Origin of the sequence: Micromonospora sp. NPDC005237, assembly GCF_040607775.1 — a bacterium.
In the GTDB taxonomy this organism is placed as follows: Bacteria; Actinomycetota; Actinomycetes; order Mycobacteriales; family Micromonosporaceae; genus Micromonospora.
The window spans coordinates 84,060-108,127 of the sequence record NZ_JBEXHJ010000006.1 but is presented as its reverse complement, the minus strand read 5'-3'; the positions used below and the strand labels follow the sequence as shown (position 1 = coordinate 108,127).

The window sequence follows — 24,068 nt, the reverse complement described above, 5'->3', positions numbered from 1 at the left end:
CGGCACCGTCGATCGTGGACAATCCGGAGTGCTACCACCCCGACGAACCCCTCGACAGGAGCCTGGCATGGCCGGCCCGGACGCCGAACTCACCACGACGCTTCAGCCCGACGTGCCGCACGCGGCGCGGATCTGGAACTACTGGATGGGCGGGAAGGACAACTTCCAGTCCGACCGGGCGGCCGGTGACGCGGTCGCCGAGGTCTACCCGGAGATCGTCGTGATGGCGCAGCAGTCCCGCCGGTTCCTGGTGCGGGCCGTACGGCATCTGGCCGCCGAGGCGGGCATCCGGCAGTTCCTGGACATCGGCACGGGCCTGCCCACCATGCAGAACACCCACGCGGTCGCCCAGGACGTCACGCCCGACTCGCGGATCGTCTACGTCGACAACGACCCGATGGTCCTCGTGCACGCCCGCGCGTTGCTGGCCAGCACGACCCCGCAGGGCGTCACCACGTACGTTCCGGCCGACTACCACGACCCGGAGAGGATCCTCGCCGAGGCGGCGCGGACGCTGGACTTCGACCAGCCGATCGCGGTCATGTTCATGGGTGTGCTGGGGTACGAGCCGGACCTGGACGTGGTGCGTTCGATCGTCGGGCGGACGATGGACGCGACCGCGTCCGGCAGCCACCTGGTGCTCTGGGACGGCACCAACACCAGCCCGGCGGTGGTCTCCGGCGCGCAGCGGTTGGCCGAGAACGGTGGTGTGCCGTACATCCTGCGCAGCCCGGAGGATCTCGCCAGTTGCTTCTCCGGGCTGACGATGGTGGAGCCCGGCCTCGTGCCGATCCCGCTGTGGCGCCCGGACGACGCCGACGCCGAGGGGATCGACGCCTACGGCGCCGTGGCCCGCAAATCCTGACGGGCGCGGGCCACGGCCGGGTCACCGGTCAGCGGCTGCAGGTCAGCGTCAACCCGTCGGGGACCGCGCTGGTGGTCACGAGCACGCCGAACGTCGTCGCGCCGCCCGGCGCGAGTGTCCCGTTGTAGGAGGCGTTGCGGACCGTGACGTCGGCGCCGACCGTCTCGACGACCCCGCCCCAGACCGTCTGGATGCGCTCGTCGCCGGCCCACCGCCAGGAGACGCTCCACCGGTCCAGCGCCTGCGTCCCGGTGCTGCGCACCGTCACGGTGGCGACGAAGCCGGTGCCCCAGCGGGAGTCGATGGTGGCGGTCGCCCGGCACGCCGTCAGCGGAGCGGTCCGGGCCGATCCGACCAGGTACGGGTCCCGACGGCCCTCGGCGTCGCTGAACCGGTACCAGTACTCGGTGTCGGGCGTCAGCTGGCCGATGGTCACGACCCCGTTGCGCTCGGGCCCGGTGACGGCCTGGGCCACCGGAGCCTGCCACTGTTGGGCGTCCTCCCGGCTGGCGAAGAGTCGGACGGTCATCGGCGGGTCGTAACCGCAGGGCGGGCGGAACAGGATCGAGTACGACAACGTCACGCTGGTGGTGGTCACCGCGGTCACCGAGGCGCTGATCGGGATGGCCGGCGGGCAGGTCGGGGTCGGTGACGGCGACAGGGTGGGTGTGGGCGTGACCGCCGGCGCCGGCGCTGCCTCGGCGGAGCCGGTCGTGCCGGCCCAGCCGGCCAGCGCCATGGTCGTGACTGCCAGGACGATGCGGAGCATCGGTACCTCCGGGGAAACCGTCGCCGTCGCGGTCGCGGATGGGCGACCGACCGTACGGGGCCGGACGTACGGCGGCCGCCCGACGGCGATCGGCATGCGGCCGCTGACGAGGACTGCCCGGCGCGGGGGGTGTGGCCACCTCGCGCGTCCCCGGATCCGGAGAAGAACGGGCGCGCTGGCTCCCGAGCGCGACCGACCCCCAGCATCGCATTCGATGGGCATCAATACAATCTGCCCAACCGGTGAGCGGCGGCGGCACCGGGTCGTCGGACGCGAGCCCGTCGAGAAGCGGCTGCCTGCTCCTCGCCGCAGGGACACGTGCCGGACCCCTCCGCCGACGATCATCCATCGTGGCCTGTCAATTCGATGCGGGAGCACACCATGCGCGACAGAAGCAGCACGAACCGGCGAAGCCGGGTGGCGAGGGCACTGACCGCGACGGCCGCCGCGGCGGCGCTGGCCGTTTCCCCACTCACGGCGCCGGCGCCCGCCACCGCCGCCGTCAGCCGGGCCGAGTTGGCCCTGCGCTGGGCGCCCGTCCACTACCAGGACGTCGACGCCACCGGTGCCCACGCCCTGGGCGGCCAGTCCGACTATCTCACCGCCGTGGACTTCGACGGCGACCTCAACGGGCGCAACAACTGGGACCGCGCCGGCCAGTCCGGCACCTCGCTCGCGGCGCACGCGTACTACTCCGTCGTGGAGACGAGCACGCACTGGTACATCACGTACCTGTTCTTCCACCCTCGGGACTGGACCGATCACCCGTTCTTCGAGACCGAACACGAGAACGACGGCGAGGGGGTCCTCTTCGCGATCGAGCGCGACGGCTCCCCGTACGGCGTCCTGCGCGGCGCGGTCACGGTCGCGCACAGCGACTTCTACTCGTACACGCCCGCCGGCAGCACCTGGACCAGCGGCCGCGAGAGCGTCGACGGCACCCTGCAGTTCCAGACCTCACCACACGACTCCTTCACGCACCCGGTGACCGCCCAGGAGGCGCAGGGGCACGGCCTGAAGGCATATCCGCAGTACGCCATCAACGGCGACGGCCTGGTCTACTACCCGTCCACGGTCGCCGAGACGCCGAGCAGCGGCAACGACCGCGACGTGCGGTACCAGCTCGTCGACATCTTCGCCGCCGGAGGGCTGTGGGCGCAGCGGACCAACGCGAACCTGTTCGCCAGCCTGGGCACGTTCGCCGGCGACACCTCCGGCGACTGCGGCTCCGGCACCTGGAGCTGCTCGGCGAACTCCGCGAACGCCCCCTGGGGCTGGGACGACGGCAACGACGTGCCCGCCCGCGGCGAGCTGGCCAGCGACCCGGCGAAGCTGTCCGGCGAGTACTTCACAGTCCCGGCCGGGCTGGCGCGCAGCTACAGCTACAACCCGTACGCCGGCGCCGCCGCGGCGCTGGCCGAGGCGGCCAGGACGGCAGCGCCGACCGTCGACTGACCGGCGGCCGAGGTGCGCGGCCGGCCCGGCTCGGGCCGGCCGCGCACCGGCTCACGAGCCGCCGCCGGGCGCGGTCGGCCGCCCCGCAGCGGTCGCGCCGCGCGGCGTCGGCACGTAGCCTGCGCAGATGCGACACACCCTCGCACCCGGCGACGACACCCTGCACGGTCACTTCTCCCCCGACCTCGCGCCGGCCCTCACCATCGACCCCGGCGACACCGTCACCTACCGCACCCTGGACTGCTGGTGGTCGGCCGGCCCGTACCCCGGCGGGGCGAACCGGGACCGGCCCCGGGCCCCGCAGCACCGGCCCGATCACGGGCATGCGCTGACCGGGCCGGTCGCGGTCCGCGGTGCGCGGGCTGGCCAGACCCTCGCGGTACGCATCGACGCGATCGTCCCCGCCACCTGGGGAACGACGGTGGCCGGCGGGTGGGCGAGCGGGTTCAACCAGCGCTACGGCGTCGCGGCCGACGGCGTGGTGCACGCCTGGGAGCTGGACCCGGTGGCGTTGACCGGCCGCAACCAGCATGGCCACACGGTGGCGCTGCGCCCGTTCATGGGAGTGCTCGGCATGCCGCCCGCCGAGCCGGGGAAGCACTCCACCATTCCGCCTCGGCCCTGGGGCGGCAACCTGGACTGCAAGGACCTGACCGCCGGCAGCACCCTGCTGCTGCCGATCCCGGTCGACGGGGCGCTGTTCTCGGTGGGGGACGGGCACGCCGCGCAGGGCGACGGTGAGGTCGGCGGTACGGCGATCGAGTGCCCGATGGACGAGGTGACGCTGACCTTCGACGTCCGCGACGACTTCCCGGTCACCGGCCCGGTGGCCCGCACCGCTGACGCCTGGCTGACGCTGGGCGTGGGTGCGTCCCTCGACGACGCGACGTTCATGGCCCTCGATGGGATGCTGACCCTGCTGCAACGGCTGCACGGCCTCAGCCGACCGGACGCGGTGGCGCTGGCCAGCGTCGTCGTCGACGTGCGGGTGACCCAGATCGTCAACCAGACCGTCGGCGCGCACGCGGTGCTGCGCGACGACGCGCTGCGCTGAGCCGCCACAACGGACCGCCCGCGCGGCGGCGACGTGGCGGACCGCCGCGCGGCGGCGACGTGGCGGACCGCCCGCGCCGGCTCGCAGCGGCGGACGGCTGTCAGCGCAGCCGGCGGGCGGTGAACCTCGCCGGCGGCTCGGCGATCGCGTCCTGTGCCGCGATCAGCTGGATCTCCCGGGTGCCCGCCGCGAGGGTCGCCTCCAGGACGGTGAAGACGGAGGAGATGGTCTGCTCCAACGCGGTCGCGGGTGAGCCGGAGGTCAACAGGTGCGCCAGGTACAGCGCCGCGGTGACGTCACCCCCGCCGTTCGGACTGATCGGCAGCAGCGGGGTGGTCACCGCCCAGGCGCCCTCGTCGGAGACCGCCACCACCTCCAGCGCGCCCGCCGGGACGTCGCTGTGCAGCACGCTGGTGACCAGGACGTGCCGCGGCCCGGTGGCACGGACGACGTCGACGGCCTCCAGCACCTCCGCCAGCGAGGACGTCGTGCGGCCGGCCAGGAAGTCCAACTCGAAGTGGTTCGGCGTGATGATGTCGGCGCGCGGCACGACTGTGTCGCGCAGGTACTCCGGAATGCCGGGCCGGACGAACATGCCCCGGCCGATGTCGCCCATCACCGGGTCGCAGCAGTACACCGCGGCCGGGTTGGCGGCCTTGACCTGGGCCACCGCGTCCAGGATCACGGCGCCCATCGCCGGATCGCCCTGGTAGCCCGACAGCACCGCGTCGGCGCCACCGAGAACCCCCCGGTCGGCGATGCCCGCGATCACCTCGGCCACGTCGGCGGCCGCCAGCAGCGGCCCGCGCCACGCGCCGTACCCGGTGTGGTTGGAGAAGTGGACCGTCAGGACGGGCCAGACCTCGTGCCCGAGTCGCTGGAGGGGAAAGACGGCGGCCGAGTTGCCGACGTGGCCGTAGGCGACCGACGACTGGATGGACAGGATCTGCACCGACCCATCATGGCCGCCTCCGACGGCGCGCAGCGCGCGGCCCGCCGAATCTGTCGGCTGGGCCACTCCGGCCCGCACCGGCCACCCCGCACTGCAGCGGGCAGACCGCGCCGCGGCCGAGCCGCGAGCCGGTGCCGCCACACCCTCGGGCGGCCCGGACCGTGGTCGTCCGAGCCGCCCGAGGTCGTCCGTCAGCGGGTCGTCAGCCGCCGAGGCTCGCCGCGGCCGAGGCGATCGACGAGGCGAAGTAGCTCACCTGGGTGTAGACACCCGGGTAGTTGGGTCGGGCGCAACCGTTGCCCCAGCTGACGATGCCGACCTGGATCCACGCGTTGGTGGCGTCGCGGCGGAACATCGGGCCGCCCGAGTCGCCCTGGCAGGTGTCCGTACCGCCGCTGGCGTAGCCGGCGCAGATCTCCTCGGCGGGGATGAGGTCGCCGCCGTAGTTGGAGTTGCAGGTGGAGTCGCTGACGAACGGCACGGTGGCCTTGAGCAGGTACCGCTGCTGGCTGCCACCCTCGCGCGCGGCACCCCAGCCGGCGATGGTGAAGGTGCCGCTGTCGTACGCGGTCGTGGTGGCGATCTTCAACGTGTCCAGCCCGGTCACGGGGGTGGCCAGGCGGATCAGCGCCCAGTCTTTCCCGGCGCCGTTGTAGCCGGGAGCGCGGTAGACGTAGTTGGACCGGACGGTGATCCGGCTGGACGACTGGAGGTCGACCGTCCCGAGCGTCGCGGTGATGCTGGTGTTGGTGCCGGTCGAGCCCACGCAGTGCGCCGCGGTGAGCACCAGCCGGGAGCTGTAGAGGGCCCCGCCGCACCCCATCGAGAGCCGCACCATGAACGGAAACTCGCCCTGCGCGGCGCGGGTGCCGCCGACGACGTTCGGCGTGACGGGGCTGTCGGCCGCGGCAGCGGGCGCCGCGAGGGTGAGGCTGGCCGCAGCCAGCGCGGCGGCCACCAGGCCAGTGAGGGTACGCCAGCGAACCATGCAATCCTCCGCTTCGGAACGGCACGCCTGGTGAGCGCACCTGATCGAGATAGCGGTCATCGTATTGATTAGCATGGATATTGCGGGTCATCCTCTCTGGGTCGTACCCCAGGGTTATGGATCCCGCCCCGCCGGCGGCGACGCCCGCGAGCGGTGACGACCGCCGCGAGACTGACCACCGCGGCGGTCAGTTGCAGCACGGCGCCGAGCAGGTCGACCAGGCTGGAGAGGGCGTCAGCGTCGGGGACAAGGTCCATCGCGGCCTCCGGGTTTCGACCCCCACCGTCCGCGCTCTGCGGAGGGCTTCCCCCGGGCCCAACTGACATCGACGGGCGCCACCGTCAGTATGGCAGCGGCCGGCGAGGCGACCAACCCCGGATTCCGGACCGTGGACGCGACGCTGGCCGGCTCACCGCTCGACGGACTCCTGACCGGCCAGCACGACCAGGCCGTCGGCCGGAACGGACACGGGCGTCGTCGCGCGGTCAGGCCAGACGAGGTAGCCCACCGGCGGCCCGGCCGAACCCCACCGCGCGCCGACTATCGTGGCCAGCTGAGCGTCGTCCGCCCCCGCGACACGACGTACTCGGGTGCCCGGAGCGTGCCCGTCGTCGGCCACGATCAGCAGCGCGTCGAGGATCTGCCGTACGCCGGTGATCGGCAGTCCCGGCACGTACGGCTCGCCCGCGTATCCCAGCCGCGGTGTCATCATCGTGCGCAGCAGCGCGCCCTGGCGGATCGCGCCCTGGCGGAGCTGCCAGTCGACGCCGGCCTCGGCGGCGACGAGCGCCTCCTCGATCGCCGACCACAGCCGCGCCGGCTCCCGGTCGAGCAGCCGACGGGCCTCGCGGTCGGCGTCGGCGCAGGCCGTGTCGACCGCCGTGTCCTCGCCCAGCTCGGCGATCCAGGCGACGTCCCCCACCTCGGGCAGCAGCCCCGGCGACTCGGCCGCGACCACGAGGTACAGCATGGCGAGCAACTCCTGCCGACCCTCGCCGTGGTAGAGCCCGCCGACTCCGGTGCCGGCCGGGCCCCGGCTGGGCGGGAAACGGTCGACGAGGTGCGCGGCGCGGCCCTCCGGCAGGGCAGCCGCCCGGCGCGTGTCCGCACGCCGTTCGTCGAACGAGCGCCGTTCGCGGCGGTCGACGAGGAGTTGACGGTACGGGTCGACGCCGATCGGATAGATCGTCCGGCCGTACGTGGCGAGGGTCTCGCCGGGTGCCAGACCGACCGATTCGAGCTGCCGGGCAGCCACCGAGTAGGCGACGCCGCTGCGGGCCGCCTGCTCCCGGATGGCGCGCCTGCGGGCACGGCCCGGAACCGGGGTACGGCGGGACGGGAGATCAGACATGACGCCTCCGGTGCAGCCCCACGCGCTCCACGGAGCGGGCGGCGTGACCGGCACGCCGAGAATCGACACGACGGCGCGGAGTCGGCGACTCTTGGCCCCGGGCATGTGGTCGGGCGTGGGCCACCACATCGGGCGCGGGCAGGCGCTCTGCCGTCGCGAGCATATCGCGCCCCGGGGCCGTCGGCCGCCCTCGACAGCCCTGGGCCCCGGTGTCGGCAGGTGTCGGCGGGGGTGTCGGTGCGGTGTCGGCGCGGTGTCAGGCGACCGGCGCACGCTCTGGGACATGACAACCGACCTGGTGATCGAGGCCGAGGGCCTCGTCAAGACATTCGGGAAGACGAGGGCGCTACAGGGCGTGGACCTCGCCGTACCCCGGGGGACCGTGCTCGGCGTGCTCGGCCCCAACGGCGCTGGCAAGACCACCGCCGTGCGCATCCTCTCCACGCTGCTCACCCCGGACGCCGGCAGCGCCCGGATCGGCGGCTTCGACGTCGTCCGCGACGCCGAGCGGGTCCGGCAGAGCATCGGCCTCACCGGCCAGTACGCCTCGGTCGACGAGGACCTGACCGGGCGGCAGAACCTGGAGCTGTTCGGGACGTTGCTGGAGTTGGGTCGCGCCGGCGCCCGGCGACGGGCCGCCGAACTGCTCGACTGGTTCGACCTGACCGACGCCGCCGGCCGACCGGCCAAGACCTACTCCGGGGGCATGCGGCGGCGGCTGGACCTGGCCGCCAGCCTCGTCGGCTCGCCGGACGTGATCTTCCTGGACGAGCCGACGACCGGGCTGGACCCGGCCAAGCGCGAGGACATGTGGGACGTGGTCCGTTCGCTGGTGGCAAACGGCTCGACGGTGCTGCTCACCACCCAGTACCTGGAGGAGGCCGACGCGCTGGCCGACGCGATCACGGTGATCGACCACGGCCGGGTCATCGCGCACGACACGCCCGAGGGGCTCAAGCGGGTCGTCGGCGGGCAGACCCTCGAAGTCCGGCCCGCGGACCCGGCGCAGCTCTCCCGGACCGCGGCGATCCTGACCGAGGTCGGCTCGGGCGGCCAGGCCGACGAGACCCGCAAGGGCGTGCTCGCGGTGCCGGTCACCGACGACACGGCCCTGACCGAGAGCGTCGCGCGGTTCGCCGCCGCCGGCATCTCCGTCACCGAACTCTCCCTGCACCTGCCGAGTCTCGACGAGGTGTTCTTCACCCTCACCGGGCGTACGGCATCCGAGGACGACACCACTTCCCGTACGGAGGTAGCGGCATGAGCACCCTGGTCGGCGCACCACCCACCGCGAGCCCCGCGCTGTCGACGGCCGCGGTGAACCCGCGACCGTTCCGGCTCGTGCGGCACTCGTTGGCGCTCGCCAAACGCAGCCTCATCAAGACCTGGCGGACGCCCGAGGCACTGATCGACGTCACGCTGCAACCGGTGCTGTTCCTCATCATCTTCGTCTACATCTTCGGTGGCGCGGTCGCTGGATCCACCCACGACTACCTGCAGTTCCTGCTGCCCGGAATCCTGGCGCAGACCATCGCCACCGGGGCCATCGCGATCGGCGTCAACCTCAACACCGACATCGCCAAGGGCATCTTCGACCGGTTCCGGTCGCTGCCGATCCCCCGCTCCGCGCCGCTGGTCGGCGCGGTCCTGGGCGACGTCGTCCGGTACGTGATCGTCACGGTCTCGACCCTCGCGATCGGCTACCTGATGGGTTTCCGGATCGACACCGACCCGTTCCGGGCGATCGCCGGGTGCCTGCTCGCGGTGCTGTTCGCGCTCTGCCTGAGCTGGCTGCCGGTCTACGTGTCGATGAAGGTGCGCACCCCCGGTGCCGTGCAGGGCCTGATGTTCGCCCTGATCATGCCGCTGAGCTTCGGGTCGAACGTGTTCGTCGGCACCGACACCCTGCCCGGCTGGATGCAGGCCTTCGTGAAGGTCAACCCGATGACCCACCTGGTGGCCTCGGTACGCGGACTGTTCCTCGGCACCCCGCTCGACGCGCACGTGTGGTGGACGCTCGCCTGGTGCGCCGGCTTCGTGGCGGTGTTCATGCCGCTGGCGCTGCGCGCGTACCGCAAGAAGGTCTGACGCCGGGCTAGACGAGCAGGTCCTCCATCAGCTCACGGATCCGGGTGACGGCCGCGGCCACCGGCCGGGCGCGCCAGGCGGACACCAACGACTCACGCTGCTCCTCGTCACCGAGGGCGGCGTCGAGTCGTTCGCTGCGCCCGCTCGGGAAGAACAGCTCCATGTGCGTCCCGAGCCGCTTCGCGAGCGCGGACAATTCGCGGGTGGTGGCGATGTCGTCCCGGTACGCGGCGAGTTCCGCGCCGCCCGACGCCCACGCCCCGATCACCGGCAGGTCCTTCGAGTTCAGCGCGTCGTCGCGGGCGAGCGCCAGCAACGTGGCCGCCTGGGCGGCGGCGGTGCCCGACGCCCCCCGCGCGTCGGCCACCCGCAGGTACAGGACCGCCACCGAGGCCCGCACCATCACGCGCGGCTGCGGTGGCGGTCCGGTCCAGCCGGCGAGAGTACGGTTCACCGCGTCGGCGTGGGCGAGCGCCTCGTCGTAGCGCTTCCGCTGCCAGGCGAGGTGCGCCAGGCCGAGAAGCGCCTGCGCGACGTCCATCTGCTCGGCCTGGCCCGGCGTCGCCGTCTCACCGAGTCGCCGCTCGGCGTCCGCGTCGCCGGTCAGGGCGAGCTGCACGTCCAGTCGCACCCGGATCGACCGCGCGTCCTGCTGGGCGCCGATCATCTCCATGTGCCGGACGCTGCGGGCCAGCCACTCGGCCGACCGCCCCTCCCTGCCGGGGAGCAGGAACTGCCCGACGGCACCCGCGGCCATCGCCATGCCCCAGTGGTCGCCCGCGACCTCGAAGCGGTGGTACGCCTGCTCGGCGTCGTCGATCGACGCCTCCGGCAGGCCGCTGTTCTCCCGTACCGCCGCGCGGGCGATCAGGCCGAGCGCCTGCACGTACGGGTCCGGGTGCGCGATCATCTCGGTCGCGCTCTTCAGGCTCCGCTCCAGGTCGGACTCGTCGAAGCCGGGCAACGCCACCGCGAATGCGGTCAGCCGCGGCGACACCTCGGCGGGCCGTTCCGCGAGCAGCGTCCGCAGCGCGCGCCGAGCGAGCACGGCGGGCCGCAGGTCGGCGCTGATGCCGCTGTTCACGCTGATCAATACGCATGTCCAGGCGAGTCGGTCTCCGTGCGGCAGGGGCCGGCCGCTGGCCCGGCCCCGCAGGATCGCCGAGCGTCGACGCCGCTGCGGCTCGTCGACGTTGAGCAGCCCGCGCCCCCACGCGAGGACCTCCAGGTGCAGGCCGCGCACCGTCCAGAGGTGCAGCAGCGCGGTGGCGACGTCGACGACGGCCGGCTCGTCGTCGTGCTCCAGCGCCCACCGCAGGCCCGCGACCAGGTTGTCCTGCTCGGCGGCGCAACGGTCCAGCGCCTCGACCTGGCCGGGGCCCACGAGGCGACCGGCGAGCCCGACGGCCTCGTCCCGGGCCCAGCCGACCAGACCGGCCATCGCCATGCCCCGGTCACCGGCGGCGTCCAGACGGGCTTCGCCGTACTCGCGGACGGTCTCCAGCATCCGGTAGCGGGGCGGCCCGTCCCCGTCGACCAGGGTCAGCAGGGACTGTTCGACGAGCCTCGCCAGACCCCGCCGCACATCCGGGGTCTGCGCGACCGCGGCGGCGAGGTCCGCGGTGAACGGCGCGGGGATGACCGCGATCCGCTCCAGCAGCGCACGGTCGTCGGGGGCGAGCAGTTCCCGGCTCCAGTCGACCATCGCCCACAGGCTCGCGTGCCGTTCCGGCAGGCCCCGCAGCGCGTCGTCGAGCAGCGCGAACCGGTCGGTCAGCCCGGCGAGCACGTCGTCGATCGGCATGTGCCGCAGTCGCGCGGCGGCCAGTTCGAGGGCCAGCGGCAGGTTGTCGAGCCGGTTGCACAGCGCGAGAGCCCGCGCGGTGTCCCAGGTCGGTACCGCGCCGCCGGCCCGCGCCCGGGACTCGATCAGCCCGAGCGCGTCGGAGTCCGGCAGGGCGGTCAGTCGGTGCACCCACTCGCCGGCCAGGCCCAGCGGCGCACGACTGGTCGCGAGCAACGCGACCTCCGGGGAGGTCACCGCGAGCAGGTCGGCGACGACGCCCGCCACCGCGTCGAGGACATGCTCGCAGTTGTCCAGGACGACCAGCCCGTCGAGGTCCGGCGCCAGGGCCCGCAACCGCTCCTCGGGGCTGAGCACCCGCCGTTCGAGGCCCAGGTTGCCGCCGGTCGTCGAGGTGTCCGCGCCACCGAGCGCCGCGAGCACCGTGGGCAGCACCTCGTCGGGCGAGCGCAGCCCGGCCAGCTCGACCACGCGTACCGCCTGCCCGGCCGCCGCCGTGCGCCGCGTGACCTCGGCCGCGAGGCGGGTCTTGCCGGCGCCGCCGGCCGCCACGATCGTCACGAGAGCCGACTCGTCCAGCGCCGCGTCCAGGGCCTCGACGTCGCGCTCGCGGCCGACGAGGGCGGTCATCGGCCGGCGCCACGCGGCGGGCAGGGCGATCCGCGCCGGCGGACGGGGTGGCGCGACGACGGCCGGCGCGGTGAGCTCGCCGCGCAGCAGCGCCAGATGGACCTGGTTGATCACGGCTGACGGGTCGGTGCCGTAGCGCTCGGCCAGGTCGTCACGGAGGCGCTCGACCACCTCCAACGCCTCCGCCTCCCGCCCCTGCGCGGCAAGCACCCGCACGAGCAGGGCGGCGGACGGCTCGTCCGGGGGCGTCCGGGCGGCGAGCCGGCGCAGGTCCGCCTCGTCGTACGGCCCCGCACCGGCGAGCGCCGCCTCGGCGCGCAGCGCGGCGACGTCGGCGAACAGGCGGGCGTCCTCGGTGGTGACGATCTCCGGTACCTCGGGGAACAGAGCACGGGCCCGGTCGGCCGAGTCGCGGGCCGCCCGCGCGTCGCCGGCCCGCAGGGTGGCACGCCCGTGATCGAGGAGCGCCCGCGCCTCGACCGCGTCGACGGTGACCTCGTCGGCGGGCAGGCGGTATCCGCCCGGCACCGCCACCACGGGCAGCCCGAGACGGCGTACGCGGGACACGAGCGCCTGCACCGCGCCGGTCGCGTCGTCGGGCGGCGCCCCGTCCCACACCGCGTCCACGAGCAGACTGGTGGAGACCGCCCGGCCACGCGCGTCGACGAGTGCGCGGAGCACCGCCGCCAACCGCTCGCCCCGGACCGGCCGGCCATCGACGGCGAGGGGACCGAGGATCGTGATCTGCACGCAACCAGCATCCCCCACGCCAACCACCACACCGAGCAGGGTGTCGGACGGCGCGAGGGTCCTCCCGGGTGGGCAGCGCGGCGCGGGATGCGTCCGGGACGGCGTGGTGCGTACAGTTTCGGGTCGGACTTGGGGTGGACCGGCGAATCCGGCACAGGAAACGGGACGAGACAGCGACGCATGACAGTGGACAAGATTGCCCAAAACGGTCAGGACGGCATTGACCGGGACCGGCTGGAGACCTGTCTCAGCGTCTTCGAGGCGTTGGAGGCCCTCCCGTCCGACCACCCGGACGTGGTGCGGGTGCAGCGGGCCACCGCGAAGCTCTACAAGGTGATCAAGCAGCGGCGACGCGAGGAGCGGCGCGACGCCATCCTCGCGGCCGACCGGGCGGTGACGGAGGCCACGGCCACCGGCGCCCCCGGCCGGATCGACGACGAGACCCAGGGCATCCCCCTCGCCTCCCCCACCACCGGCACGACTGCGGGATTCCTGCACAACCCGCGCGGCTGCTACATCTGCAAGCAGCGCTACCGCGAGGTGGACGCCTTCTACCACCAGCTCTGCCCGTCCTGCGCGGCCCTGAACCGGGAGCGCCGCGACGCCCGTACCGACCTGACCGGCCGGCGCGCGCTGCTCACCGGCGGCCGGGCCAAGATCGGCATGTACATCGCGCTGCGGCTGCTGCGCGACGGCGCGCACACGACGGTGACCACGCGGTTCCCGCACGACGCGGTCCGCCGCTTCGCCGCGATGCCCGACAGCGGGGACTGGCTGCACCGCCTGCGGATCGTCGGGATCGACCTGCGCGACCCCGCCCAGGTGATCGCCCTCGCCGACTCGGTGAGCAGCCAGGGCCCCCTCGACATCCTGATCAACAACGCGGCGCAGACCGTGCGCCGCTCGCCCGGGGCGTACGCCCAGCTCGTCGCCGCGGAGGCCGCGGCCCTGCCGGACGGCCCCCTGCCGGAGCTGATCACGTTCGCCAAGCCGGGCGGCCCGGCCGGCGGTCTCACGGCCGGGCCGGAGTCGACCGCGCTCACCCCGCACGCGCTCACCGCGTTGGCGTTGACCAGCGGCTCCGCGTCGCCCGAGCGGATCGCGGCGTCCACCGCCATCGACGCCGGCGGCCTGGTGCCGGATCTCGACTCGGTGAACAGCTGGGTCCAGCGGGTGCAGGAGGTCGACCCGGTCGAGCTGCTGGAAGTGCAGTTGTGTAACGTCACCGCGCCGTTCGTGCTGGTCAGCCGGCTACGTCCGGCGATGGCCGCCGCGCCGGCCCGCCGCAAGTACGTGGTGAACGTCTCGGCGATGGAGGGTCAGTTCGGTCGCGGCTACAAGGGCCCGGGGCACCCGCACACCAACATGGCCAAGGCGGCGCTGAACATGCTGACCCGCACCAGCGCACAGGAGATGCTGACCGACGGCATCCTGATGACCAGCGTCGACACGGGTTGGATCACCGACGAGCGGCCGCATCCGACCAAGATGCGGCTGGCCGACGAGGGGTTCCACGCCCCGCTGGACCTCGTCGACGGCGCGGCCCGGGTGTACGACCCGATCGTCCGCGGCGAGCAGGGCGAGGACCTGTACGGCTGTTTCCTGAAGGACTATGCGCCCTGCGCCTGGTGAACGACGCTCGACGAGGAGAAACACATGTCATCTGACCAGTGGCCGACGCTGGACGAGCTGCAGCGCGAGGAGAACGAGCTGGAGCTCGCGGGCCTGACCGAGACCGACGCGTACGAGCTGGGCGTGCGGGCCGTCACCGCCGCCGCCCAGCGAGGGCTCCCGATCTCCGTAGGTGTGTGGCGGACCGGACGGCAGTTGTTCCACTGTGGCCTGCCCGGTTCGACGGCGGACAACGACGGGTGGCTGCGTCGCAAGGGGCGCGTGGTGATGCGGTTCGAGCACTCGTCGCTCTACATGGCCCGGCTCTGCCAGGACAAGCAGACGACGCTCACCGAGAAGTTCGGCCTACCGGCCGCACGCTACGCCGCGGCCGGAGGCGCCGTGCCACTGCGCGTTCGTGGCACCGGCGTGGTGGGCTGGATGGGCGTCTCCGGGCTTCCGCAACTGGACGACCACCGCTTCGTCGTCGACATCCTGCGCGGCAACGCGCGCTAGCCCCCCGCAACCGCCGGACGCCGCCCGCCCGCCGCACATCGGCGTCGGCGGGCGTCGTCGTCGGGCGCTCGGCGCGTCCGCACGACCGTCAGCCCGCGCGGCGGTTCGCGCGCAGGGCGCCCAGGATCACGCCGGGTGTGGCCAGCGACAGCGGGTGCTCCCGCAGGGACACGACCTCGTTGAACCGGCGGGCGATCGCCACGTCCGTGACGGTCGCCGTGAGGATCTGCCGGCTGACCCAGCTGGATAACCGGTAGCCGCGCGGGTAGGGCCCGTCGACGTGCGGCAGCGCCAGGTCGGCGGAGGTCGAGGTCGACCAGGCGGCGTCGACCACGACCTTCTGCAGGGCGAGGAAGTGGCGGGCGGGCTCGCTCAGGTCCGGGTCGGAGCTCAGGTACGCCGACAGGCAGGCCGCGTGCAGGGCCGCCGCCGTCATCCCCTGCCCGTACACCGGGTTGAACGACGCGACGGCGTCACCGACGCTGACGAGTCGCGCCGGGAACCGCCGCAGCGCGTGGAAGTCCCGCCGACGGCTGTCGGAGTGGTGGTAGGTCTGGACGTCGCCGAGCATCTCCTGCTCGGCGACCTCGCCGAACTCCGGCGGGAACTGCTCCCGCAGCCGTCGGACGAAGTCCTCGGCGGTGCGGCCCGGCCGGTCCTTCCCGTAACCGGCCATCATGGCCATCCACCGGCCGTCCTCGATGGCGAAGAAGGCGGCGCCGGCGATGTCCGTCATGGTCCGCGGAGTGTGCAGGGCGAGGACGACGGTCGCCTCCGGAGACTGCTCGGGGCGGCGGAACAGGGCTGTCGCGTAGTTGAGGTGCACGGACATCCGACGGGTGGCGGGCCGCTCCCAGCCGGCCTGCTCCAGCCAGTCGGAGAGCCGGCTGGACCGCCCCATGGCGTCCACCACCAGGTCGGCGCCCTCGACGCCGGGCACCTGGTCGACCTCGTACCGGACGCCGGTGACCGCGTCGCCGTCGAACACGAGACCCGTGGCACGGGCGGTGACCGTCTTGACGTTGGGCAGCCGGAGCACCTGCTGACGGATCAGCCCTTCCAGGAGGGGCCGGCTGCCGGCCAGGCTGTCGTCGTCGTCGGGTACGACCACCTTCCGTCGGCCGTCGAGGTAGCTGCGCCGGGCGGCGGGCGGCGCCTCGACCGCCCCGTGGGCCAGCGCCCGCTGCCGGAACCCGGGGAACAGCTGCTCGAGCTGGAGCAGACCGCCGGGCAGCAGCGCGTGCAGTTGCGTCCCCTGTGGCACGCCGGGTCGGGCGCCGCTCACCTGCGGGTCGTCCCGGTCGAGGAGGACCACGCTCTCCGCGTGGTCGGACAGGACCCGGGCGGCCAGGAGCCCGGCGACGCTGCCGCCGACCACCACCGCCTTACCCAGGCGCGGGGTTGGTCGGTCGGGGGGTCGCACGGCGTTCAACGCGGCGAAGACCCGAACCGGGGAGAGGGACATCGTGCTCTCCAAGGGGTACGAGGTGTGGCCCCGATCGTTGCACAGCGTCGACCGTCGACCGTCGCCCCGACACGTCCGCCCGGGTGTCGGATACCAACCATGTCGCTGGACGCGGTCGGCGTTCGTCTGAGCGAGGCTGGCGCGCCGCGCGTCCGTACTGTCACCATCACCGGCATGCCTGTCGCACGTCGTACCCTGCTCGGAGCTGGCCTGGCGGCCGCGACCGGCGCCCTCACCGGCTGCGGTGACAGCGGCGGCACCGGGCCGGGCGGGGCGGGCCCCGGAGACGCGGGGACCGCCACCGACGCCGCGGGGAACAGGGTGGGGTTCGGCGCGGCCGGGAACACCCCGTCGGGTACGCCGAGCGCCTCCCCGTCGCCCGGCGGCGGGGCCACGGCGGCCAATCAGGCCAAGTACGCCCCGCAGCTGACGGCCCTGCTGCGGCGTCACCTCCCCGCCTCGCCGCAGACCGTCCAGCATCACGGCTTTCCCGGTGCGGTCGCCGTCGTGCTGGTCGACGGACGGACGACGGTGCACACCGCCGTCGGGGAGGCGCTGCGCTACGCGGCCGGCCCGAAACTCCTCGCGGCGGGTCAACGCGTCGCGATGCGCCCCGACTCAGTCTTCGACCTCGCCTCGGTCACCAAGGTCTACACCGCGATCCTGCTGCTGCAGCAGGTCGAGAAGGGTCGCGTCGACCTGGACGCGCCGGTCCGCGACTACCTGCCCGGCTTCACCGGCGCCGGCAAGGACGCCGTCACCGTCGAGATGCTGCTCACCCACACCAGCGGTCTCCCGGTGGGCGCCACGGTCACCGGACTGCCCGACAACGCCGCACGCTGGAACGCCGTGCTCGCCACCCCGCTGGTGTCGTCGGCGGTGCCCGGGAAGACGTTCCGCTATTCCAGCGTGGGGCTCATGGTCGCCGGCAAGATCGTCGAGAAGGTCACCGGAAGCCGACTCGACCAGGCGCTCAAGGCCAACCTCACCGGTCCGCTCGGCCTGCGCGACACCGGCTTCAACCCGACCACCTGGCTGTCCGGCACCGCGCGGGCCACCCGGATGGTGGCGACCGACGCCCGCTCGTCCCGCGGTCTGCTGCGCGGCACCGTGCACGACGACGTCGCCAACCACCTCGGCGGCGTCGCCGGCCACGCGGGGGTCTTCGCCAGCGCCGCCGACCTCGCCGCCATCGGCCAGCTGCTCCTCAATGGCGGCACCTACCAGGGCAGACGGGTCCTCGCCGCCGACACCGTGCGCACGATGCTCACCAACCACAACGCGGGCAAGCCGGCCGTCGACCCCGAGCGCCCCCACCGCACGGCTGCCCACGGTCTCGGCGTGGTGCTCAACCAGCCCTGGTTCATGGGCCGGCTCGCGTCGCCGCGCACCTTCGGCCACACCGGGTTCGCCGGCCCCTCGTTCCTGGTCGATCCGGACCGCAAGCTCGTGCTCGCCCTGCTCACCAACCGGGCGCACCCCAACTGGTCCTGGGCGAATCCCGATCCCGTCCGCGCCGCTGTCGGCGACCTCCTCGCCGCAGCGGTCACCTGAGCGCCCGAGCGGGCCGTCAGCCCGCGAGGGCGGCCGGTTCCCGGTCGCGGCGACGTCCGGCGGTGAAGCTGACGATTCCCAGGCCCAGCCCGACGACGGCCAGGACCAGGCCCACCCGGGCCGGCGCGAGGTAGCCGAGCCCGGCCGCGATGGCGACGCTGCCCAGGGCCGCGCCCAGGCTGTTGGCGATGTTCATGGCGGACTGGTTGAGCGCCGCGCCCATCAGTTGGGCGCCGGGGGCGACCGTGATCAGGCGTGCCTGCAGGACCGGACCGAGGTAGAGGCTCGTCGCGCCGACCAGGAACGCGCCCACGAACAGGCCCACGCGGTTCGACGCGACGAGGCTGAACACACCGATGCTGACGATCATGGCGACGAAGCCGATCATCATGCTGCGGCGGAGGTCCCGGTCGGCGAGCCAGCCGCCCAGGGCGTTGCCGACGGTCATGCCGAGACCCACCGCGACCAGCGCCCACGGCACGGTCGCGGCGGAGAGGCCGGCGACGTCGGTGGTGACCGGCGCGATGTAGGAGTCGACCGCGAAGAACCCGGCGAAGCCGATCGCCCCGGTGGCCGCGACCAGCCAGACCTGCGGGGTCCGCAGGGAGCGCAGTTCGGCGGCCGGCGAACCGTCCGCCGCCGCGGCGACCTCCGGGACGACCGCCAGCACCGCCAGCAGCGTGAGCAGGAAAACCCCGGCGATCACCAGGTACGCCGCACGCCAGCCGACCGCCTGCCCGAGCCGGGTGATCAGCGGTACGCCCACCACGTTGCTCACGGTCAGCCCACCGAGCACGGTGGCGAAGCCCCGGGCCTCGTTGCCGGGGCCCATCAGGGTCGCCGCGAGCAGGCCAGCTGCGCCGAAGTACGCGCCGTGCGGCAGCGCGGCGACGAACCGCGCCACCAGCACCAGTTCGAACGTCGGGGCCGTGGCGGACGCGATCGTGCCGACGGCGAAGAGGACGAGCAGGCCGAGGACGAGTTTGCGGCGCGGCAGGCGCGCGCTGAGCGCGGCGATCAGCGGGGCGCCCACGACCACGCCCAGCGCGTACGCGGTGATCATCCAGCCGGCCTGGGCGACCGCGTTCGACGACGATCGGGCGTACTCCTGCGGGAGCAGGCCGCGTGCCATCTCGGGCAGCAGACCCATCGCCACGAACTCCGTCAGTCCGACCGCGACGCCGCCCAGGGCCAGGGCCGCCAACGCCGCCAGGCGCTGATTTCTGCTCAGTCCGTTCACCGAGCGAATTTAGCAACAGCGTTGCGTAATAGGCTGGCGAGATGACGCGCACCACAGCCGACGTGACGTTCCTGCGCGGATACAACCAGGCGCTCGTCATGGCCGTGGGGCGCACCGCGCGGACGTTCGAGCGGTCGACGGTCGTCGACGCCACCGGGCTGACGCCGCAGGCGGTCTCCAAGGTCATCGCCCGCCTGACCGCCGACGGGCTGATCCGTTCCGCCGGCGTCCGCCGCCCCGGCATCGGCAAGCCGGCGGTCGTCTACGAGCTGGTTCCCGACAGCCGGTACGCGATCGGCGCGCACGTCGCCCGACGCACACTGCGACTGGTCCTGGTCGACCTGGCCGGCACCGTGCACCACTCCACGGTCAGCCCCCTGGCCGGCGACTTCACCCCCGAGCACCTCCTCGACGCCCTGCGGGTCGGCATCGACGCGATCACCGCCGGCACCGAGCTGCGGAGCCGGCTGACCGGCGTGGGCATCGGCATGATCGGCCCACTCGACCACGCGCACGGGCTGGTCCGCGACGCGCACGGACTGCGGCACTGGCACGACGTACCGCTGCGTGAGCTGGCCGAGGCGCACCTGGGCCTGCCGGTGCACCTCGACAAGGACGTGACCGCCGGGATCACCGCCGAGGCGTGGCGGCACGGCGCGACGTTCGGCGACGCGGCGCTCATCATGGTCGAATCCGGCATCGGCGCTGGCTTCCGGTTGGGCGGCGCCGCCCACCGGGGCGCGCACACCAACGCCGGCGAGTTCGGGCACACGGTCGTCGACCTGGACGGGCCCCGCTGCGTCTGCGGACGCCACGGCTGCCTGGAGGTCGTCCACCTGCGCGCCACCGAGGCGGGAGACGTCCCCCGCGCGGCCCGCGTCCTCGCCGTCGGCGTCGTCAACCTGCTCCAGACCCTCGACCTCGCCCACGTGGTGCTGGCCGGCGCGGATCTGCTGCGCCACGCGGAGGTCTACCGCGCCGCGGTCGAGCGGGCCGTCCGCACGGACGTGCCGCGCGCGGACTGGCTGACGCCGACGGTGACCCTGTCCAGCCTGGGCGCGGACGTCATCGCCGCCGGCGCCGCGATGCAGGTGCTCGACCAGCGCTACGGCATCCCCGACCTCGCTCCCGGCGCCCCGCCCACGATCGTGCGACAGTCCGTCGTCGGGGCGCGCTGAGCGGCCCCCAGGGGAGCCCGGGAGCGATCACCGCGGGGCGGCGTCCGCATAGGCGCAGCCGCTGGCCGGGCTCTCGCTGGAGCTGATCACCGCGTCGAGTCGGTCCCTGACCTGGACGAGTTGGTCGATCTGTCGGGTGAGGCGGTCGCGTTCGGCGTTCAGCAGGGCACGGGACTGCGGGGTGTTGACCTTCGCGTCCACGCAGGGCAGCAGATCCAGGATCGTCCTGCTGGACAGACCCGCGGCGTACAGCGTCTGGATGAGCTGGACGCGGTCGAGCGCCTTCTCACTGGGCAAGTGCGCCTACCACGCCGGGCAGATGCGGCGGTCGATGCGCTGGCTGCACGAGGCGCGGACCCTCACCGCCGACCGTACGCTGTTCCCGATCCGCGACTACGTGCTGTCGGCGAACGCGTACGTGGCGGCGCAGTTGGGTGAGCTGGCGGAGAGCGGGAGGTTGTTGCGGCAGCTCTTCGACGATCGCACCGACGGCGACGGCCCGCACGGCGGCGGGCTGGTGGCCATCGACGCCGAGTTGACCGCGGCCTGGCTGACCGCCGCGCAGGGCCACCCGGCGACGGCCGTCGCGACGCTGCGGGAGTTGCAGGGGCGTGCCGGGCAGGCGACGACGGTCACGGTCGAGTGCCTGCACCTGCTGTCTCGCCTGGAGCCCGGCACCGCGACCGCCGAGCGGCTGTGCACGGTCACCGCCGACTGTGACAGTCCACTGTTCGCGCTGTGGTCCGAGTACGCCCACGCGCTCGCCGCCGACGACCCGGCCGCGCTGGAACGCGTCGGCAGCGCCCTGGAGGCCAGCGGCTACCTGACGCTCGGGCTGGAGGCCGTGGTCGCCGCCGAGAGGGCGTGCCACCGTCGAGGCGACCAGCGCCGGGCCAACCTGCTGGCCCGGCGCGCGGACCTGCTGCGGGAGCGGTGCGGCGGATACTGGCCCCCGTTGAGCCCTCGGCCGTCGGACCGGGACGGGCTCACTCCCCGGGAGCGACAGATCTGCGAACTGGCCTCGGCCGGGCACGACAATGCCGCGATCGCGGCCAAGCTGGTGTTGTCGGTGCGGACGGTGGAGAACCACCTTCAGCGGGCGTACGTCAAGCTCGGCGTCCGGGGCCGCAGCGGGCTCCCGACGGCGATCGGGGCGCAGCGGGCGGGGTAGGGCGCGGGCGCTCACCCGGTGACCCGCGGGGTCGGGTCGGACGCGGTGTGCCGTCCGACCCGACGCCCGCGGGCGTCGATCCCCTAGAGCCGGGCGTCGCCGGCCGCGGTGGCCTCCTGCACCGCCGAGGTACGACGGACCTCGGCGCGCTCGTCGCCCGCGTCCTCCCGGTCGGGGGCGGCCATCCGGGCCGCCCGGTTGGCGGTCGGCGCGGCCTGCTCGCCCGTCACGCCGCCCCGGATGCGGTTGTTCGCGGCCACCTGCGCGGCCGGGTTGTTGCCCGTCACCGTCAACTGGCCGTTGATGATGTTGTCGTCGACCGTGACGCCACCGGTGGTGGTGGTGACGCTGACATCCGCGCCCCAGTAGCCGCCGGAGGCGCAGCTGTCCAGGCCGCCGTTCGGGCCGAGTTGGACGCCGCCGAGGTTGCCGGCGAACGTGGCCCGACCCCGGACCGCGCTGCCGCACACGACACTGCCGGTGGCGCTGTTGAGCACCGACAGGGTGCCGTCGACGAACGAGTCGTGCACGTCGGTGTAGTAGGTGCCGGTGCTGCTGACGTTGCGCGTCACCTGGGTGCCCCTGTCGAGCCGGACCTCACCGGCGCCGACGGTGACGTTCCCGGCGATCGTCGCCGCCTCGGCGAACAGGAAACTGTCGATGGTGGCCGAGCCCTTCGGCCGGACGGTCACCGCACCGGTCTGGGCGTCGGACAGGAAGACGCCGTACCCGCCGGCGGCCAGCACCACCTGGCCGTCGACGCTCGTCTCAGTGGCGTCGAGGTAGCCGTCGGCGGCGACGCGTACCTCACCGCTGACCCGACCACCGGTGACCACCAGGTTGGCGCCGGCGGCGACGGTGACGTTGCCGGTGATCGTGGTGCCGGTCAGCGCACATGACTCACCGGCCGGAACGAGCAGGTCGTTGGGCACGGTCACCGCACCGCCGGTGCCGATGCAGTGGGTGACCAGGTCGGCGTGGGCGGTGGGCGCCACGGCCAGCACCGAGGCGGCGATAACGGCGGTCACGGTGGCCAGCTTGGCGACGGTACGTCCGGGCATCGTGGTACTCCCTGTCGGTGAGATTCGGGTGCTCATGCGCCGACGTCCGATCGGGCCGCGGCCCGGACGATGGCGCCCTGCTGCCGCTTGGTCAGCGTTCCGGCGGTCACGAGAGCGGTGGTGACCGCCTCGACGTGCCGGACGAAGTCGGCGTGGCCGGGGTAGTCGGCGTGTTCGTCGATCAGATCGTTGATGGTGCAGCCGTCGCCGGTGTCGGCGTTGGCCACGCCGGTGTCGTCACCGTCGATGATCACCGTGGCCCGGGTGTCGGACGCGGGGCAGGCGTCGGTGCCGTCGGCCACCACAGTGAACGTGGTGGACTGCTCGGCGGCGGCGTTCCCCGCGGTGTCGGTCGCCCGGTAGCGCAGGGTGTGCGCGCCGGGCGTGCGGACGGTGACCGGGCCGGCGTATGCGGTCCAACCGCCGGTGTCGAGCGCGTACTCGACCGACGCCACGCCCGAGCCGGCGTCGGTCGCGGTGACGGTGACGGTCGCCGCGCCGACGTAGGCGCCGTCGGCGTCCCGCTCGCCGGTGACCGTGGCGGCCACCGTGGGCGGGGTGTCGTCCTCCTCCGGCGGGGCGACGACGGTGAAGTGGGCCATCTGCTCCGCCGAGGTGTTGCCGGCGACGTCGGTCGCCCGGAAGTGCAGCATGTGCATCCCGGCCGCGGTCACCACGATCGGGTTCGTGTACGCGGTGAAGGCCGCGCCGTCGAGGGCGTACTCGATGGTGGCGACCCCCGATTCGGTGTCGGTGGCGGTCAGCGTGGCGGTGGCCGTACCGACGTAGTTGCCGTCGCCGTCGCGGTCGCCGGCCAGCGCGGCCGTGACCACCGGCGCGGTGGTGTCCTCCTCGGTCGGCTCGACGACCCGGAACGACACCGATCCGACCGCGCTGGTGTTACCGGCCTGGTCGGTGGCGCGAAACTGCACCGAGTGGTCGCCGACCGCGGTGACCCGCACCGGCGCGGTGTACGGCTGGAAGCTGGTGTCGTCGACCTGGTACTCGACCGTCTGCACACCGGAGCCGGCGTCGGTGGCCGTGACGGTCACCGTCGCCGCGCCGACGTAGTTGCCGTCCTGGTCGCGGTCGCCCGACACGGCGGCGGTGACGGTCGGCGGCGTGGTGTCGCCGCCTCCCCCGCCGTCGGTGACGACCAGTTCGCCGACCATCTGGCTGTGGCCGGGGATCGAGCAGAAGTAGCGGTACCGGCCCGGGGTCAGCGTGACGGTCGCCTGGTGGCGGCCGTCGTTGGCGTCGAACGGGCTGGCCAGGATGTTGACTGTGACGTCGTGGTTGTAGCCCTCGGTGCTGGTGTCGAAGGTCAGGGTGTGCGGCATTCCGGTCGTGTTGCCGGTGGCCGCGCTGTTCTCCCAGATGATCGTCGCCGCGCCGGCCACCGCCTGGGTGGGCACGGACTTGTAGCGGGTGATGTTGTCGTCGGCGGTCCAGGTCAGCACCTGGTCCGCGGCGGCGCGCGGGGCGGCGGAGGCGGGTGGCGCGGCCAACGGCGTGACCGTGAGCAGGAGCGCCGCCAGCGCGGCCGTGAGTCGTCGGATCATCGTC

At 73.4% G+C, this 24,068-nt stretch carries 20 protein-coding genes; 10 read left to right on the top strand and 10 right to left on the bottom strand.

The genetic code is table 11. The annotated features are described in order from the left end of the window. Nucleotides 1–67: 67 nt before the first annotated feature. Nucleotides 68–865 (top strand): SAM-dependent methyltransferase, encoded by a 798-nt coding sequence (locus ABZT87_RS17750; RefSeq protein WP_355136648.1) that lies wholly within the window; start codon nt 68–70, stop codon nt 863–865. 28 nt (nt 866–893) lie between these two features. Here the strand turns inward: ABZT87_RS17750 and ABZT87_RS17745 are convergent, their stop codons facing one another. Beyond that, the gene (locus ABZT87_RS17745; protein WP_355136646.1) at nt 894–1,634 is read right to left on the bottom strand and encodes a cellulose binding domain-containing protein; all 741 of its coding nucleotides are present in this window, start codon (nt 1,632–1,634) and stop codon (nt 894–896) included. Nucleotides 1,635–2,015: 381 nt separating this feature from the next. Here ABZT87_RS17745 and ABZT87_RS17740 point away from each other — a divergent pair, with 381 nt between their 5' ends. Continuing rightward, nucleotides 2,016–3,089 carry a hypothetical protein gene (locus ABZT87_RS17740; RefSeq protein WP_355136644.1) on the top strand — a complete coding sequence of 358 codons (1,074 nt, stop codon included), beginning with the start codon at nt 2,016–2,018 and terminating at the stop codon, nt 3,087–3,089. A gap of 127 nt (nt 3,090–3,216) precedes the next feature. Continuing rightward, nucleotides 3,217–4,143 (top strand): acetamidase/formamidase family protein, encoded by a 927-nt coding sequence (locus ABZT87_RS17735; RefSeq protein ID WP_355136642.1) that lies wholly within the window; start codon nt 3,217–3,219, stop codon nt 4,141–4,143. 100 nt (nt 4,144–4,243) lie between these two features. Here ABZT87_RS17735 and pdxY read toward each other — a convergent pair whose 3' ends face one another. From pdxY to ABZT87_RS17720, 3 genes are all read right to left on the bottom strand, one after another. After that, the gene (gene pdxY, locus ABZT87_RS17730; RefSeq protein ID WP_354863366.1) at nt 4,244–5,095 is read right to left on the bottom strand and encodes a pyridoxal kinase PdxY; all 852 of its coding nucleotides are present in this window, start codon (nt 5,093–5,095) and stop codon (nt 4,244–4,246) included. 202 nt (nt 5,096–5,297) lie between these two features. Beyond that, a complete protein-coding gene (locus tag ABZT87_RS17725; RefSeq protein ID WP_355136640.1) occupies nt 5,298–6,083 on the bottom strand; it encodes a serine protease in 786 nt (261 codons plus the stop codon). Between the two features lie 409 nt (nt 6,084–6,492). After that, entirely contained in the window at nt 6,493–7,434 is a 942-nt protein-coding gene (locus tag ABZT87_RS17720) for a hypothetical protein (protein ID WP_355136638.1), read from the bottom strand. 283 nt (nt 7,435–7,717) lie between these two features. Here ABZT87_RS17720 and ABZT87_RS17715 point away from each other — a divergent pair, with 283 nt between their 5' ends. Continuing rightward, nucleotides 7,718–8,698, top strand: a complete 981-nt coding sequence (locus ABZT87_RS17715) for an ATP-binding cassette domain-containing protein (RefSeq protein ID WP_355066026.1) — start codon at nt 7,718–7,720, stop codon at nt 8,696–8,698. Further along, on the top strand, nt 8,695–9,522 hold the full coding sequence (locus ABZT87_RS17710; RefSeq protein WP_355136636.1) for an ABC transporter permease: 828 nt from the start codon (nt 8,695–8,697) through the stop codon (nt 9,520–9,522). Before ABZT87_RS17715 ends, ABZT87_RS17710 begins: the two co-directional genes overlap by 4 nt. Before the next feature lie 7 nt (nt 9,523–9,529). On the opposite strand, the gene ABZT87_RS17705 is transcribed toward ABZT87_RS17710, so the two are convergent. Further along, entirely contained in the window at nt 9,530–12,706 is a 3,177-nt protein-coding gene (locus tag ABZT87_RS17705) for a BTAD domain-containing putative transcriptional regulator (RefSeq protein WP_355136634.1), read from the bottom strand. A gap of 180 nt (nt 12,707–12,886) precedes the next feature. Between ABZT87_RS17705 and ABZT87_RS17700 the strand changes: the two genes are divergently transcribed. Further along, complete coding sequence (locus tag ABZT87_RS17700; RefSeq protein WP_355136632.1) at nt 12,887–14,338, top strand: SDR family NAD(P)-dependent oxidoreductase; 1,452 nt, start codon at nt 12,887–12,889, stop codon at nt 14,336–14,338. A 24-nt stretch (nt 14,339–14,362) separates the two neighbouring features. After that, complete coding sequence (locus ABZT87_RS17695) at nt 14,363–14,833, top strand: heme-degrading domain-containing protein (protein WP_354862294.1); 471 nt, start codon at nt 14,363–14,365, stop codon at nt 14,831–14,833. A gap of 88 nt (nt 14,834–14,921) precedes the next feature. Here the strand turns inward: ABZT87_RS17695 and ABZT87_RS17690 are convergent, their stop codons facing one another. Then, nucleotides 14,922–16,298 carry an FAD-dependent monooxygenase gene (locus ABZT87_RS17690; protein WP_355136630.1) on the bottom strand — a complete coding sequence of 459 codons (1,377 nt, stop codon included), beginning with the start codon at nt 16,296–16,298 and terminating at the stop codon, nt 14,922–14,924. A 174-nt stretch (nt 16,299–16,472) separates the two neighbouring features. Between ABZT87_RS17690 and ABZT87_RS17685 the strand changes: the two genes are divergently transcribed. Further along, nucleotides 16,473–17,852: a serine hydrolase domain-containing protein gene (locus tag ABZT87_RS17685; protein ID WP_355136628.1), complete on the top strand. Its 1,380-nt coding sequence runs from the start codon at nt 16,473–16,475 to the stop codon at nt 17,850–17,852. 16 nt (nt 17,853–17,868) lie between these two features. On the opposite strand, the gene ABZT87_RS17680 is transcribed toward ABZT87_RS17685, so the two are convergent. After that, complete coding sequence (locus tag ABZT87_RS17680) at nt 17,869–19,092, bottom strand: MFS transporter (protein ID WP_355066013.1); 1,224 nt, start codon at nt 19,090–19,092, stop codon at nt 17,869–17,871. 41 nt (nt 19,093–19,133) lie between these two features. Between ABZT87_RS17680 and ABZT87_RS17675 the strand changes: the two genes are divergently transcribed. Further along, on the top strand, nt 19,134–20,270 hold the full coding sequence (locus ABZT87_RS17675) for an ROK family protein (protein ID WP_355136626.1): 1,137 nt from the start codon (nt 19,134–19,136) through the stop codon (nt 20,268–20,270). A 27-nt stretch (nt 20,271–20,297) separates the two neighbouring features. Here ABZT87_RS17675 and ABZT87_RS17670 read toward each other — a convergent pair whose 3' ends face one another. Beyond that, complete coding sequence (locus tag ABZT87_RS17670; protein WP_355136624.1) at nt 20,298–20,567, bottom strand: MerR family DNA-binding protein; 270 nt, start codon at nt 20,565–20,567, stop codon at nt 20,298–20,300. Here ABZT87_RS17670 and ABZT87_RS17665 point away from each other — a divergent pair. Beyond that, a complete protein-coding gene (locus ABZT87_RS17665; protein WP_355136622.1) occupies nt 20,530–21,441 on the top strand; it encodes a LuxR C-terminal-related transcriptional regulator in 912 nt (303 codons plus the stop codon). The genes ABZT87_RS17670 and ABZT87_RS17665 overlap by 38 nt on opposite strands. Nucleotides 21,442–21,524: 83 nt before the next feature. Here the strand turns inward: ABZT87_RS17665 and ABZT87_RS17660 are convergent, their stop codons facing one another. Then, nucleotides 21,525–22,502 carry a hypothetical protein gene (locus ABZT87_RS17660; RefSeq protein ID WP_355136620.1) on the bottom strand — a complete coding sequence of 326 codons (978 nt, stop codon included), beginning with the start codon at nt 22,500–22,502 and terminating at the stop codon, nt 21,525–21,527. Between the two features lie 32 nt (nt 22,503–22,534). Continuing rightward, nucleotides 22,535–24,064, bottom strand: a complete 1,530-nt coding sequence (locus tag ABZT87_RS17655) for a plastocyanin/azurin family copper-binding protein (protein ID WP_355136618.1) — start codon at nt 24,062–24,064, stop codon at nt 22,535–22,537. Nucleotides 24,065–24,068: the final 4 nt, after the last annotated feature.

Coding starts and splice junctions, on each gene's coding strand:
- ABZT87_RS17720 (WP_355136638.1), bottom strand. CDS start 7,434: ATGTCTGATCTCCCGTCCCGCCGTACCCCGGTTCCGGGCCGTGCCCGC.
- ABZT87_RS17735 (WP_355136642.1), top strand. CDS start 3,217: ATGCGACACACCCTCGCACCCGGCGACGACACCCTGCACGGTCACTTC.
- ABZT87_RS17710 (WP_355136636.1), top strand. CDS start 8,695: ATGAGCACCCTGGTCGGCGCACCACCCACCGCGAGCCCCGCGCTGTCG.
- ABZT87_RS17665 (WP_355136622.1), top strand. CDS start 20,530: ATGAGCTGGACGCGGTCGAGCGCCTTCTCACTGGGCAAGTGCGCCTAC.
- ABZT87_RS17675 (WP_355136626.1), top strand. CDS start 19,134: ATGACGCGCACCACAGCCGACGTGACGTTCCTGCGCGGATACAACCAG.
- ABZT87_RS17715 (WP_355066026.1), top strand. CDS start 7,718: ATGACAACCGACCTGGTGATCGAGGCCGAGGGCCTCGTCAAGACATTC.
- ABZT87_RS17685 (WP_355136628.1), top strand. CDS start 16,473: ATGCCTGTCGCACGTCGTACCCTGCTCGGAGCTGGCCTGGCGGCCGCG.
- ABZT87_RS17660 (WP_355136620.1), bottom strand. CDS start 22,502: ATGCCCGGACGTACCGTCGCCAAGCTGGCCACCGTGACCGCCGTTATC.
- ABZT87_RS17695 (WP_354862294.1), top strand. CDS start 14,363: ATGTCATCTGACCAGTGGCCGACGCTGGACGAGCTGCAGCGCGAGGAG.
- ABZT87_RS17725 (WP_355136640.1), bottom strand. CDS start 6,083: ATGGTTCGCTGGCGTACCCTCACTGGCCTGGTGGCCGCCGCGCTGGCT.
- ABZT87_RS17655 (WP_355136618.1), bottom strand. CDS start 24,064: ATGATCCGACGACTCACGGCCGCGCTGGCGGCGCTCCTGCTCACGGTC.
- ABZT87_RS17740 (WP_355136644.1), top strand. CDS start 2,016: ATGCGCGACAGAAGCAGCACGAACCGGCGAAGCCGGGTGGCGAGGGCA.
- ABZT87_RS17700 (WP_355136632.1), top strand. CDS start 12,887: ATGACAGTGGACAAGATTGCCCAAAACGGTCAGGACGGCATTGACCGG.
- ABZT87_RS17745 (WP_355136646.1), bottom strand. CDS start 1,634: ATGCTCCGCATCGTCCTGGCAGTCACGACCATGGCGCTGGCCGGCTGG.
- ABZT87_RS17750 (WP_355136648.1), top strand. CDS start 68: ATGGCCGGCCCGGACGCCGAACTCACCACGACGCTTCAGCCCGACGTG.
- ABZT87_RS17690 (WP_355136630.1), bottom strand. CDS start 16,298: ATGTCCCTCTCCCCGGTTCGGGTCTTCGCCGCGTTGAACGCCGTGCGA.